General features: G+C 69.0%; 6 protein-coding genes and 1 pseudogene. 5 read left to right on the forward strand and 2 right to left on the reverse strand.

All coding sequences use genetic code 11. From position 1 onward, the window contains the following. The first annotated feature begins 11 nt into the window (after positions 1–11). Both ASD28_RS00145 and ASD28_RS00150 read left to right on the forward strand, forming a co-directional pair. Positions 12–941 (forward strand): M48 family metallopeptidase, encoded by a 930-nt coding sequence (locus ASD28_RS00145; RefSeq protein ID WP_056122154.1) that lies wholly within the window; start codon positions 12–14, stop codon positions 939–941. Between the two features lie 14 nt (positions 942–955). Further along, positions 956–1,894 (forward strand): RluA family pseudouridine synthase, encoded by a 939-nt coding sequence (locus ASD28_RS00150; protein ID WP_056122157.1) that lies wholly within the window; start codon positions 956–958, stop codon positions 1,892–1,894. Positions 1,895–1,997: 103 nt separating this feature from the next. On the opposite strand, the gene ASD28_RS00155 is transcribed toward ASD28_RS00150, so the two are convergent. Both ASD28_RS00155 and ASD28_RS00160 read right to left on the reverse strand, forming a co-directional pair. Beyond that, the gene (locus ASD28_RS00155; protein WP_156403653.1) at positions 1,998–8,381 is read right to left on the reverse strand and encodes an Ig-like domain-containing protein; all 6,384 of its coding nucleotides are present in this window, start codon (positions 8,379–8,381) and stop codon (positions 1,998–2,000) included. Positions 8,382–8,532: 151 nt separating this feature from the next. Further along, positions 8,533–9,303, reverse strand: coding sequence for an exodeoxyribonuclease III (locus ASD28_RS00160; protein WP_056122163.1), 771 nt, complete (start codon positions 9,301–9,303; stop codon positions 8,533–8,535). A 166-nt stretch (positions 9,304–9,469) separates the two neighbouring features. Here ASD28_RS00160 and ASD28_RS00165 point away from each other — a divergent pair, with 166 nt between their 5' ends. The 3 genes and pseudogenes from ASD28_RS00165 to pyrE all read left to right on the forward strand — a co-directional run bounded on the left by ASD28_RS00165 (position 9,470) and on the right by pyrE (position 13,983). Then, positions 9,470–11,992 carry an ATP-binding protein gene (locus ASD28_RS00165; RefSeq protein WP_229412369.1) on the forward strand — a complete coding sequence of 841 codons (2,523 nt, stop codon included), beginning with the start codon at positions 9,470–9,472 and terminating at the stop codon, positions 11,990–11,992. Positions 11,993–12,102: 110 nt separating this feature from the next. Continuing rightward, positions 12,103–13,143: pseudogene (locus ASD28_RS32560) on the forward strand (MEDS domain-containing protein); the annotation flags it as partial. Between the two features lie 183 nt (positions 13,144–13,326). Continuing rightward, complete coding sequence (pyrE, locus tag ASD28_RS32565) at positions 13,327–13,983, forward strand: orotate phosphoribosyltransferase (protein ID WP_056123545.1); 657 nt, start codon at positions 13,327–13,329, stop codon at positions 13,981–13,983. Positions 13,984–14,005 lie beyond the last annotated feature (22 nt).

The following is a 14,005-nucleotide window of genomic DNA, read 5'->3' on the forward strand; positions in this document are numbered from 1 at the left end:
AGGAGAACACCATGAATCGACTCTTCAAGCACGGCGCGGCCGTGCTGCTCGCCCTGAGCGTCGCCACGCCCGGCGCGTACGCCGCGCGCGCGCAGGACGACCGCCCGAACCAGGACCAGGTCGTGCAGGACGGCATCGCCGTCAAGCCGCTCAAGCGCAATTCGATCGGCGGCGTGTGGCGCGACATCGCCGCGCCCGAGGACGCCATCAACCAGCAGTCGGCCCAGCAATACCTGGCGCTGATGAGCAAGGCGAAGCAGGAAGGCGCGCTCGTGCCGGAATCCGACCCGCGCGTGCAGCGCCTGCGCGCCATCGCGAAACGCATCATCCCGAATACGGCGCGCTGGAATTCCGATGCCCAGCAGTGGAAGTGGCAGGTCAACCTGCTGCAGTCCGGCGAGGTGAACGCGTTCTGCATGCCGGGCGGGCGCATCGCGTTCTACACGGGCATCATCGACAAGCTGCGCCTCACGGACGACGAGATCGCGGCCGTGATGGGCCACGAGATCGCGCACGCGCTGCGCGAGCACGGGCGCGACCGCCAGAGCAAGGCGGCGGCGACGGGCCTCGCGAGCCAGCTGGGCGGCGCCGCGCTGTCGGCCTGGCTCGGCGTGGACGTGCGCGGCGCGACCAACGCGGCCGGCCAGCTCCTCGTGCTGAAATTCTCGCGCGACGAGGAACGCGAAGCCGACCTCGTGGGCCTCGACATCGCCGCGCGCTCCGGCTACGACCCGCGCGCGGGCATCGCGCTGTGGAACAAGATGGCGGCGCTGAACCAGAGCGGCGCGCCGATCGAGCTGCTGTCCACGCACCCGGGCGGCAGCGATCGCATCGAGCAGATCGACAGCCACATGAACGTGCTGCTGCCGCTGTATGCGCGCAGCAAGGGCACGTCCGTCGACCGGTTGCCGCCTTACCGCTCCAACGTCGCGCAACGCTGATAAATAAGGGATCGATGGTTCGTTTCGTCAGGAAGGGCCACCAGGCCGCGGCCAACGCCGTCGTGCCGCTGCCGGTGCGCGACGGCGTGGCGCCCAGCTATCTGTGGATCACGGCAACCCGGACCGGCGGCATGCTGGCCTTCCTCGAGGAGCGTTTTCCCGCCATCGCCGGCCCGTCCTGGGCCGAACGCCTCGCGCGCGGCGACGTCGTCGATGCGCAGGGTACGCCGTTGCAGGCCGACAGCCACGTACGCCAGGGCATGCGCATCTGGTACTACCGCGAGCTGGAACACGAGACGCCGATTCCGTTCGAGGAGGGCATCATCTTCCAGGACGAGCACCTGCTCGTCGTCGACAAGCCGCATTTCCTGCCGATGATCCCGACGGGGCGCTTCCTGCGCGAGACCCTGCTCGTGCGGCTGAAACAGAAGTTCGACCTGCCGCACCTGACGCCGATCCACCGCCTCGACCGCGAGACGGCCGGCGTCGTCATCTTCTCGCACAACCTCGCCACGCGCGGCACGTACCAGTCGATGTTCCAGAAGCGCAGCATCCGCAAGGTGTACGAGGCGCTGGCGCCCGTGCTGCACGGGCGCGACTTCCCGTTCACCTACCGCAGCCGCATGGTCGACGGCGACAAGTTCTTCGTGATGCGCGAAGAAGAGGGCGAGCCGAATTCCGAGACGTTCGTCGAGCTGCTGGAAACGCGCGGCGACGTGGCGCGCTACCGCCTGCATCCGCACACGGGCCGCAAGCACCAGCTGCGCCTGCACATGGCGTCGCTGGGCGTGCCGATCCTGAACGACGCCTTCTATCCCGTCGCGCTGCCGTGCAAAGGCGACGATTTCTCCGCGCCGCTGCAACTGCTGGCGCGGTCCATCGCGTTCGACGATCCGCTCACGGGAGAAGCACGCCGCTTCGACAGCCGCCGCGCGCTGGCGTGGCCGGCTTGAAACCGTCGCCCCCGTGAAGGCCGGGGCCCAGGTTCGTCACGCTGCGGCGACGCAAGCAAGACTTGGGTTCTCGCCTTCGCGGGAACGACTTTGGGTCGAGACGTCAGGCCGTCAGTCCGACGCCGAAGGTGTCGCTGCCGATGATGGCGACGTTGCCCGCCACGTCCTCGATCGCATTACCGTTCACCGTGAGGTGGTAGGCGCCGTTCAGCGTGCCCAGGTTGAGCTCCAGCGTGCGCGTGTCGGTCGCGATGTCCCAGTTGGTCAGCACGTCCCACGCATGGTGCGAGCGCCCCACGTTGCCGCTGTCGAGCACGTCGATCGTGCCGTTCTGCGCGAACACGATCTTTTCGCTGAACGTCAGGCTGTGCCAGTTCGCCCCCGCCTTGCTGGTCGACTGGGTCGATGCCACCGTCGGTGCCGTCGTGTCGATCGTGACCGACAACGGCGCGGATGCGACGCCCTGGTTGCCGGCCGCATCTTCCTGGACCACGGTGAACGTGTGCACGCCGTCCGTGAGCGGCCCGCCGCCGCCGAGCGTGACCGTCCAGCTCCGGTTATTGCCGACGTCGGCCCCACCCACCAGGGACGCGCCGTCGTAGACCAGGATCCGGCCGCCGCTTTCGGCCGCCGTGCCGGTCAGCGTGGGCATCGTGTCGTTCGTGATGCCGTCGGAGGACGAGACGCCCGTGTCGCTCGCCGCCGCCAGCACCGGCTGGCCCGGGGCGTCCGGTTCGATGGCGTCGACCGTGAACGTGAACGGGACCGACAGGTCGCGCGGCGTCACGTTGCCCCCGGTATCCTGCAGTTCCAGCGTGATCGTGTGCTGGCCGTTCGCGAGGTCCCACAGGGGCGAGAAATGCCATACGCCGTTGTCGCCGGCGGTGGTGGAACCCAGGATCGTGCCCCCGTCCCACACGGTCACCTGGGTGCCGGCGGCCACGGTGCCCGTCAGTGCCGGCGCGGTGAAGCTCGTGATGGTGTCGCTGGAGGACAGGCCGTTGTCGGCGCCCGGCAAGAACGTCGCCCCCGCGGCGGTCGAGCCGGCGACGGTGACCGTCAGCGGCTGCGACGGTGCGCTCGCATTGTGCGCCGCGTCGTACTGGACGGCCTTGACCGTGTAGGTGCCGTTGGTGCCCAGCAGGACGTCGTCGATGCTCCACTTGCCGCCGCCGTCGGCCCAGCCGCTGCCGACCAGGCGGTCGCCCACGTACAGTTCGATCTGGGCCCAGCCATCGGCGCCGCTGCCCGTGAAGGTGGGCGCCACGACGCTCGTGACGTTGTCGCCGGCGGTGCCGGTATCGGATGCGGCGGCGAGCGTCGGCGCGGACGGGGCGTCCGGGGCGTGCGTGTCGATCCGGATCGTGCTGCCGTAGCCGTCCGAGTCCCCGAGGTAGCCGTACGTGATGTGCGCGAGGTCGAGCACGTTGCCGGCGCCGTCCGCGAAATGGTCCGTCAGGTCGCCCCTGGTGGCGAAGTCCAGGCCGGACACGTCGTTGTCGCCGGCGGCCACCGTGTACTCGAACAGCGCGCTGCGATGGTCGTCGCTCAGGCCCTTGAAGTGGGCCTGGGCGCCGTTGTTGAGTTCGAGGCTGGGGGCGCCGCGTACGTCGACCGGTTCGCTGAACGTCACGCGGATCCCGATGGTTTCGCCGACGCCGTAGTCGCCGCCGCCGACGTCGGCGCGCAGGTTCGTCGCGCGCGGCGCCGTCACGTCGACGTAGGTGCCGGCCGTGTGGAAGACGATGCTGTGCTCCGCCACCTGGTTGCCGGCCAGGTCGGTCAGCGCGTAGGGCAGGTAGAGGGAATAGTCGTTGCCCGAGCCGAGGTGCAGCTCGTCGGCCGTGAGCGTGATGGTCTTGTGGTCGGCCGAGAAGTTCGCTTCCGTCAGGGGGATGTAGCTGCTGGCGCCGTCGAAGTCGTACAGCTGCAGGCCGTCGTGGCTGCTTTCCCCGCTCGTCCAGTACACGGGTTTGTCGAACGTGAGGACGAGGTCGCCCGCGACGTCGAACGCCGTGCTGCCGTCGGGCGAACCGGTGACATGCGGATTCGTCGTGTCGATCGTGATCTGCTTCGACACAGTGGCGCTGGCGTGGCCGGCATCGTCGACGATGCTCGCGGTGTACGTGTGCACGCCCGGGGTCAGGTACGCCTCGCTCGCGTAATACCAGTACGTGCTGCCGCCTTCCGCCGAGTACACGTGCAGGCCGTACGGGTCCACTTCCTGCTCGTCGATCATCACCTTCAACTGCTGGTTGCCGGCCAGGGTGCCGATGAAATAGCCGTAGGCGTATTCGCCGCCGCTGTTCGTGATGCCGTCGTCGGCATACGGACCTTCGTCGCTGACGAAGAGTCCGGAGATGTAGGCCGCCACCGTCGTGTCGTACGTGTAGTTGCCGGAGCTGGCCGTGCCGCTGCCCGCGTTGCCGAGCGTGTCGTGCACTTTCGTCAGGTCGACGCCGACGGTGTTGGTGTTGTCGACGATGCCCGCGTCGGCCGCGGACAGGGTCGCGTACCACGTCCGGTAGTCGTCCGAGTGGTGCAGGTTCGTGAGCGCGGCGTGCGGCGCGTCGAGGGCCGAGGCGTCGAGCGCCGTCACCGCCGCCGAGAAGCGCACCGTGAGACCGACGCTGCCGCCGCTGACCAGCGCGCCGCCGTCCAGGGAGACGGTGGCGGTGAGCGCATCCGTGTTCACGCTGTAGTGCGACAGCGACGCCGCGCTGCCGCTGCCCGCGTTGCCGGCCGCGTCGTGCACCTGGGTCAGGTCCACGCGCAGCTGGTTGCCCGTGCTGCTGCCGGCGCCGGCCTCGGCGTTCAGGGTGCCGGTCCACGTCTTGCCGCCGTCCGCCGTCGCCAGGCCGCTCACGGTCGCGTGCGGGGCCTGCAGCGCGGCGGCGGCCAGGCCGCTCACGCTTTCCGAGAACGTGATCGAAAAGCCGATGCCGTGCGACGGGCCGATCGTCGTGTCGTCGAACAGGATGTCCGCCACGACGGGCGGCTTGCTGTCGATCGCGTACGCGGCCGTGCTGGCCGCGAAGCCGCCGCCCCGGTTGCCGTGGGCGTCGACGACCTGGGCCAGGTCGAGCACGACGTGCAGGCCGCCCGTGTCCATGCCGGGTTGGGCCGTCAGCGTCGCCATCCACGTCTTGCCGGCGTCGGCCGTGTGCACGCCGCTCACGGTGGCGCCGGGCGCGCTGATCGCGGTTGCCGGCAGCGTGCTCACGCCCTCGGCGAACGCGAAGGTCACGTCCATCGTGCCGCCCGCGTTCAGCGTGCCGGCGGCAAGCAGGATCGTCGCGCCCGCGGGGCCGATCGTGTCGACCGCGTACGGGGCGCTCCACGCGCTGCCGGTGCCGGCATGGCCGCTCGCGTCCAGCACCTTGGCCATGTCCACGCCGACGACGTTGCCGGTCCAGTCGCCGCTGCCGTTGGCCGACAGCAGCGCGGTCCAGGTCTTGCCGTCTGCGCTGCCCACCAGGTTCGAGACGCTTGCATGCGGCGCCGAGATCGCGGCGAGGGGCAGGTTCGGCACGGCCTGCGTGAACGTGAACGTGGCCTGGATCGCGTGGGTCGCGTCGAGGCTCGTCCCGTCGAGGGCGATGACGAGCGTGTTGGCGATGCCCGCGACCGCATAGCCCTCCGACTGGGCACTGCCGCTGCCCGCGTTGCCGGCCAGGTCGTGCACCCTGGTGAGGTCGACGGACAGCACGTTGCCGCTGCTGGGCGCCAGGTCGTTGCTGGCCAGCGTGCCGGTCCACGTCAGGCCGCCGTCCGCCGTGTGCAGGCCGCTGACGGCCGCGTGCGGGGCGGTGATGGCGTCCGTGCCCAGGTCGGCCACCGCTTCGCTGAAGCGGATGGCAAGCGTGGCGCCGTGGGTGGCGTCCAGGTTCGTGTTGTCGAGCTCGATGCGGGTCACGGTCGGCGCCACCGTGTCGACCTTGTAGGCGGTCGAGACGGCGCTGTCGCGGCCGGCGTTGCCGAGCGCATCGTGCACCTTCGTGAGATCGAGGGTGACCGTATTGCCCGCTTCGGTCAGGCCCCCCTGCGGCGTGAGCGTGGCCGTCCAGGTCAATCCGTCGCTCGACTGCTTCAGGTTCGCGAGCGTTGCGTTGGGTGTTTGCAGCGCGCCCGCCGTCAGGTCCGTCACGGCTTCGCTGAACCGGATCGTCAGGGTGGCGCCGCCGCCGCTGTGCAGCACGGTGCTGTCCAGCGCCAGCGTAGCGGTCGGGCCCTGCGTGTCGACGGCGTAGTTGCCGGAGATCGCCTTGGCGCTGCCCGCGTTGCCGAGCGCGTCGTGCACCTTCGCGAGGTCCAGGGTCACGGTATTGACCGCATCCTCGATGCCGCTCGCCGGCGTCAGCGTGGCCGTCCACGTCAGCCCGTCGCCCGAATGCTGCAGGTTCGTGAGCGCCGCGTTCGGGGCCTGCAGCGCGGCCGCGGTCAGGTCCGTCACTGCTTCGCTGAACCGGATCGTCAGCGTGGCGCTGCTCCCGCCGTGCAGGGTCGTGCTGTCCAGCGCCAGCGTGGCGGTCGGGCCTTCCGTGTCGACGGCGTAGGCCGCGCCGGTGAAGGTGCCGCTGCCCGCGTTGCCGGCCAGGTCCTTCACCTGCGTCAGGTCGACGGAGACGGCATTGCCGGTCCAGGTGCCGCTGCCGTCCGCGGTCAGGGTCGCGGTCCAGGTCTTGCCGCCGTCGCTAGTCGCGAGGCCGGTCACGTGCGCGTGCGGCGCGCCGATCGTGGCGAGCGGCAGGTCCTGCACGGCTTCGTCGAACGTGAACGTGGCGTGGATGCTGTTGCCGCCGGCGAGCGTGGCGCCGTCCAGCGCGATGGCGACGGCGCCGGGGCCGTGCGTGTCGATGGCGTAGTTGCCGGAGGCCGTGCTGCCGCTGCCGGCATTGCCCGCGGCGTCGTGCACCTTCGCGAGATCGAGGATGACGGCATTGGTCGCGTCGGTGACGCCGCCCTGCGGGGTGAGCGTGGCCGTCCACGTCAGGTAGTCGGCGGAGTGCTGCAGGTTGGCGAGCGCCGCATTGGGCGCCTGCAGCGCGGCTGCCGTCAGGTCTTTCACGGCCTCGCTGAAATGCAGCGTCAGGCCCAGGGTGCCGCCCGTGCGCACGGCCGTTCCGTCCAGTGCCAGGGTGGCGGTCGGCCCCTGCGTGTCGACGGTGTAGGCCGGGCTCGCGCTCGTGCCCTTGCCCGCGTTGCCGGCCAGGTCGGCCACCTTGCCCAGGTCGACGCTGACGGCGTTGCCGGTCCAGGTGCCGGTGCCGTCCGCGGCGAGCGTCGCGGTCCAGGTCTTGCCGCCGTCGCTGCTGGCGAGATCGGACACCGTCGCATGCGGTGCCGTGATCGCGTCCGGCGCCAGGTTCTGCACGCGTTCCGCGAACGTGAACGTCGCATGGACGGGCTTGCCGGCGGCGAGCGTGGCGCTGTCGAGGGCGATGGCGACGGCGTTCGGTCCCTGCGTATCGACCGTGTAGGCCGCCGACACCGCGCTGCCGCTGCCCGCGTTGCCGGCCAGGTCCTTCACCTGGCCCAGGTCGACGGCAAGGACGTTGCCGCCCGCGCTGGTGGCCGCGGTGCCGCTCAGCGTGGCGGTCCAGGTCGTGCCGCCGTCCGTCGTGTGCAGGTTCGAGACGGTCGCGTGCCCGGCGCTCAGCGCGGCGGACGTGAGGCCCGTGACGGCTTCGGAAAACTTGATGGTCGCGACGGCATCGACGCCGCCGCCGAGCAGGGTGTGGTCGAGCGTGACGGTGGCCGTGGGTGCCTGCGTGTCGACCGTGTAGCTGGCGAGGTTGCTCGTGCCGCTGCCGTGGTTGCCGGCCGCGTCGAGCACCTTGGTCATGTCCAGGCTCAGGACGTTGCCGGGCGCCGTCGTGGCGTCTTTCGGCGCCGTCAGGGTCATTTTCCACGTGAGTCCGTCGCCGCTCCTGGTCAGGCTGCTGATCTCCGCGTGCTGCGCGCTCAACGCATCCGCCGGCAGTGCGTCGACGGCTTCGGAGAACGTCAACGTGACGACGATGCTGCCCCCCGCTTTCAGGACGCTGCTGTCGGTGTCGATCTTGAGTAACTGCGGGCCGAGCGTGTCCGGGGCGTCCGGCGTGACGATCGGCACCTGCGAAGTCGAGCGTACCCCGCCGAATGCCACATGCGCTGTCGACTGCAGCGCATCCGCGCCCATGACGAGGCTGTAGGTGTGGTCGGGCAGCAGGCCGGCCACGTCCAGCTTGACCTGGGTGCCCTCGATGACGAGGCTGGATGCCGATATCGTGTGCGTGTCGGTCGCGCCGACCACCCGCAGCGTGGGCTCGCCCGTTACGCGGTCGATCACGGTCTGTATGGCACCGTCCGTGATGATGACCGACCCGCTCCCAGCCGCCATGTCGGTGCTGAAATCCAGGGTAATACTCGTGTGGCCCGGCGTGAAGATCGGCGTAGGGGGCGCCAGTAACTTCGGCACGAAGGAAAGAGGGGTCTGGGTGGGCATGATCGTTCGCGGACAGTGTTTGACGTCGTGGAAAAAGATTCCACAAGGAAAACTTAGTGAACGATCATATCAACAAACCCACCTTGGAAGTGGGTAAGTTGATGTTTTTACGACATATATGAGTGGATTTCCCCCTTGCCGGGGGGAATTATCAGAGGTGGTAATCGATGATCAGCGGCGCATGGTCCGAAAACCGTTCGTCCTTGTAGATGGAGACGGTGTGCGCCTTCGCGGCGATGCCCGGCGTGGCGACGTGGTAATCGATGCGCCACCCGACGTTCTTCGCCCACGCCTGGCCGCGGTTGCTCCACCACGTATATTGCTCGGGACGCTGGTCGATGCCGCGGTGGACGTCCACGAGGCCCAGTTCGTCGAAGATCCGGGTCATCCAGGCGCGTTCTTCCGGCAGGAAGCCGGAATTCTTCTTATTGCCCTTCCAGTTCTTGAGGTCGATTTCCTTGTGCGCGATGTTCCAGTCGCCGCAGATCACGATTTCGCGGCCCTCGGCCTTGAGCGCCTGCAGGTGTGGCAGGAACACTTCCATGAAGCGGAACTTGGCTTCCTGGCGCTCCGGCGACGACGAGCCGGACGGGCAGTAGACGGAAATGACGGTCAGGTTGCCCACGTCGGCGCGCGTGTAGCGGCCTTCGTTGTCGAATTCGACGCAGCCGAAGCCCGTGCTGACGGCATCCGGCTTCGTGCGGCTGTAGACGCCCGTGCCCGAGTAACCCTTTTTCTCGGCATAGTGGAAATGGCCGTGGTAGCCGTGCGGCGCGAGGAATTCCTCGGTCATGTCGGCCTGCTGGGCTTTCAGCTCCTGGACGCAGATGAAATCGGCGTCTTGGCTGGCCATCCAGTTGAAGAAACCCTTCTTGTGGGCGGAACGGATGCCGTTCAGGTTGGCGGAGATAATTCGTGGCATGGATCTGGACAAAAGTGCGGTGGGCCAAGGGCGATAGTGTAGCTCGTTTTGACTTCCATCAACACATCCATGGCGGATAAACAAACGTTAAATGTCCGGTCCGGTATGTTAAACTGGTCCATTGTGCCCGGGGTCCGGGCACTTTCACCCCGCACAAGGAGTTGACGTGCTGATCAGATCGGATGATCTGCTGTCGGGGAAATACGGCAGGAGTGGACATTTCGTACGGTTCTACGACGAGGGCGACGTCATGCTGGACGAAGTCGCGACGTTCCTCGCGCAGGCCGTGCCTATGGGCGGCAAGGGCATCGTGATCGCCACGCCAGACCACATCGACGTGCTGCGCCGGCGCCTCGGTCCGGCGGCGGCCGTGCGGGTCGCGTGGATGGACGCCGACGCCGTGCTCGCGCAGTTCATGGTCGACGGGTGGCCCGACCCGGCGCGTTTCGAGGCCGCGGTGGGCAGCGCGGTGGCCGCGGCCTGCGCCGGCGGCACGACCGTCCATGCGTTCGGCGAAATGGTGGCGCTCCTGTGCGCGCGCGGCCGCCACGATGCGGCGCTGCGGCTCGAGGAACTCTGGAACGACCTGGCCCGGCGCCTGGTCTTTTCGCTGTTCTGCGCCTATCCCTGGGATGCGTTCCCCACGCCCGAGCTGGCGCAGGCGTTCCGCCGCGTGTGCGCCGAACACGATCATGCCTGCGCCGACACGGCGCTGGCCCTGCCGGCCGAGGGCGACGCCGACATCGGCCGCATCCGGCTCGAGCAGGAGGTGCAGGCGCTGCGCGCGGAGGTGCGCCGGTACAAGGACAATGAACGGGTGCTGCGCCGGAGCGAGCGCGAACTCGCGGACTTCGTCGAGAACGCGGTCGAAGGCCTGCACCGCGTCGGCGCCGACGGCACCATCCTGTGGGCCAACCGCGCGGAGCTGCAGATGCTCGGCTACGGCTGGGAGGAATACGTCGGCCACAACATCGCCGAGTTCCACGTCGACCGCCCGGTCATCGACGACATCGTCACCCGCCTCGCGTGCGGCGACACGCTGTACGACTATCCGGCCCGGCTGCGCTGCAAGGACGGCTCGATCCGGCATGTGCTGATCCACTCGAACGGCAGCTTCGAGGACGGCCAGCTGCGCTACACGCGCTGCTTCACGCGCGACGCGACCGAGAGGCGCGAGCGCGACATCGCGCTCAAGCAGCGCGACCGCATGCTGCTCGACGCCCCGGTGGCGGCGGCCCTGCTGATGGGGCCGGACTTCGTGTTCCGCCTGGCCAACCGTTGCTACCGCGACCTGGTGGGCCGCGACGGCATCGAAGGGCTGCCGCTGCTGCGTGCCTTTCCCGAACTGCGCGGCGGCGAGATCCACCACCTGCTCGAACACGTCCACGCCACCGGCCGCGCGGCCCGCGTGGAAGAGTTGCACGTGCACGGGCGCTATCTCAAGTTCAGCGTCGAGCCGCTGGCGGTGGAAGAAGGGGAGGAGCGCGGCATGATCGTGGTGGCCGTCGACGTCACCGAGCACGTGCGCACCCGCCAGGAAATCGAGCACGCCCACGCCGAACGCGCCGAACTGCTGGCCGAACTGACGGCCGCCAGCCGCGCCAAGGACGAATTCCTCGCCATGCTCGGCCACGAGCTGCGCAATCCGCTGTCGCCGATCGTCAGCGCGCTGAAACTGATCCGCATGCGCGGCGAGACCGGCTTCGCGCGCGAGCGCGAGATCATCGAACGCCAGGTGCAGCACCTGGTGCGGCTGGTGGACGACCTGCTGGACATTTCGCGCGTCACCCGCGGCAAGGTGGAGCTGCAGTGCGAACGGGTCGACCTCGCGCAGCCCCTGGGCAAGGCCATCGAGATGGCCCGGCCGCTGCTGGAACAGCGCCGCCACCGGCTCGACGTCGACATCGAACCGGACCTGGCCTGGGAGGGCGATCCGATGCGCCTGGCCCAGGTGGTGTCGAACCTGCTGACGAACGCGGCGCGCTACACGCCGCCCGGCGGCAAGGTCGTGCTGCGCGCGCATGGCGTGGACGGCGAACGGGTGCGCCTCGCGGTCAGCGACACCGGCATCGGCATGAGCCCGGAACTGCGCGCCCAGGTGTTCGATCTGTTCTTCCAGGGGAAGCGCGCCATCGACCGCGCCGAGGGCGGCCTGGGCATCGGGCTCGCGCTCGTCAGGAACATCGTCGGACAGCATGGCGGCCAGGTGGAAGCGCACAGCGCCGGGCCGGGCAAAGGTAGCGAGTTCGTCGTGCTGCTGCCCCGGCGTACCCCGGCCGCCTGCGCCGTGCCGGACGTGGCGCCGGCTGCGAACGCGGCGGCGGCCGTCCGGCGCCGGATCATGGTCGTGGACGACAACGTCGACGGCGCCGACACGCTCGCGCGCCTGCTGGCCGCGCACGGCCATGACGTGCGGGTCTTCCACGAACCGGTGGCTGCCCTGACCGCCGTGCCGGACTTCCTGCCCGACCTGGCCGTGCTGGACATCGGGCTGCCGGTCCTCGACGGCTACGAGGTGGCGCGCCGCCTGCGCGCGCTGTTGCACGACCACCCTTGCCGCCTCGTCGCCCTGACCGGCTACGGCCTGCCGGCCGACCGCGAGCAAAGTGCCCGGGCGGGGTTCGACGCGCACCTCGTCAAACCGGTCAATCCCGATGTCGTCGTGCGGCTGGCTGCGGGCACCGACTGAACGTCTGACGTTTTGATTTATGTCAATACAACGGCGACCTGAACGGCCGCCGCCGTCTTGACCGCCCTTGACATGGATAGAATGACATCTTTCATCCATCAGAAACCCCCATGCTGATCAAGACCGATGACCTGTTGTCCGGCAAACACGGCAAGACGGGGCATTTCGTGCGTTTCTACGACGACAGCGACATGCTGCTCGACGAGGTCGCGTCCTTCATCGAGCGGGCCTTGCGGACGCGGGGACGGGCCATCGTCATCGCCACCGGCGCGCACACCGATGCGCTGCGCCGGCGCCTGGACGAACTGGCGCGGGCGGAAGGGCGCTCCGCCCCGCCGTCGCGCGACGTCACATGGTTCGACGCCGAAACGACCCTGGCGCGCCTGATGGTCGACGGCTGGCCCGACCGCGCCCGTTTCGAGTACGAGGTCGGTCGCGTGGTCGCCGAAGCCTGTGCCGGCGGCGCGCCCGTCCACGCGTTCGGCGAGATGGTGGCGCTGCTGTGCGCGCGCGGCCGCTATGACGCGGCCCTGCACCTGGAGCGGCTGTGGAACGAGCTGGCGCGCAAGCTCGATTTCTCGCTGTTCTGCGCTTATCCCTGGACCCTGTTTCCGTCGCCCGACGCGGCGCACGTGTTCCGCCAGGTCTGCGCGGGGCACGACCACGCTTGCGCCGACGTGGCGGCGCCGCTGCCGTCCGGGCAACCCGTCGACATCAACCTGGTCCGGCTCGAGCAGAAAGTGCATGCGCTGCACGCGGAGGCGGCGCGGCGGCGCCAGGCGGAGCGCGACCTGCTGCGGCGCGAACGCGAGTTCGCCGACATGGTCGAGAACGCGGCCGAGGGACTGCACCAGGTCGGCGCCGACGGCACGATCCTGTGGGCCAACAAGGCCGAGCTGCAAATGCTCGGCTACCGCTGGGAAGAATACGTCGGGCACAACGCCGCCCGGTTCCACGCCGATCCGGCCATCGCCGCCGACATGCTGGCGCGGCTGGCGGCCGGCGAAACGGTGCTGGACCAGCCGGCGCGCCTGCGCTGTAAGGACGGTTCGATCCGGCACGTGCTCATCCGCTCGAACGCCTGTTTCGAGGACGGCCGCCTGCGCTACACCCGCTGCTTCGTGCGCGACACGACCGAACATGTGCGCATCCAGGCCGAACTGGAGGACGTCCGCCGCGCCGAGGACGCATTCCTCGCCATGGTCGGCCGGGCGCTGCGAGCGCCGCGCACGGAACGGCGCCTGCACCGTCTCGCGCGGGTGGTGGAATACCGGCTTCGCGGGCGGGGGCGGGGCGGATTACAATACCGGTTTTCACAGTTCGAGGGTCGTGTCGTGGACAATCTGCGCCAACAGTTCATTGCGTTTTCAGTCGAAGCCGAAGTCTTGAAGTTCGGCCAGTTCATCACCAAGGCGGGCCGCCAGTCGCCGTACTTCTTCAACGCGGGCCTGTTCCACGACGGGGCCACGCTCGGCAAGCTGGCCGATTTCTACGCCCAGACCCTGCTCGATTCCGGCCTCGAATTCGACATGCTGTTCGGCCCGGCCTATAAAGGCATCACGCTCGCCTCCGCGACCGCCGTGGCGCTGGCCGCGAAAGGCCGCAACACGTCGTTCGCCTACAACCGCAAGGAAGCCAAGGACCACGGCGAAGGCGGCACCATCGTCGGCGCCAAGTTGGCGGGCAAGGTCGTCATCATCGACGACGTGATCTCGGCCGGCACCTCGGTGCGCGAATCGGTGGCGATGATCCGCGCCGCCGGCGCCGAACCGGCCGCCGTGCTGATCGCGCTCGACCGCATGGAACGGGGCGGCAAGGACGGCGTGCTGTCGCCGCTGTCGGCCGTGCAGGAAGTCAGCCAGGCCTACGGCATCCCCGTGATCTCGATCGCCAGCCTGGCCGACCTGTTCTGCTACCTGGAAGCCGATCCGTCGCTGGCCCAGCACAAGGACGCCGTGGCGGCGTACCGCCAGCAATACGGCGTGGCCTGAACCCGAGGATTGTGATGTAATG

Source organism: Massilia sp. Root133 (assembly GCF_001426525.1).
Lineage (GTDB): Bacteria > Pseudomonadota > Gammaproteobacteria > Burkholderiales > Burkholderiaceae_D > Telluria > Telluria orientalis.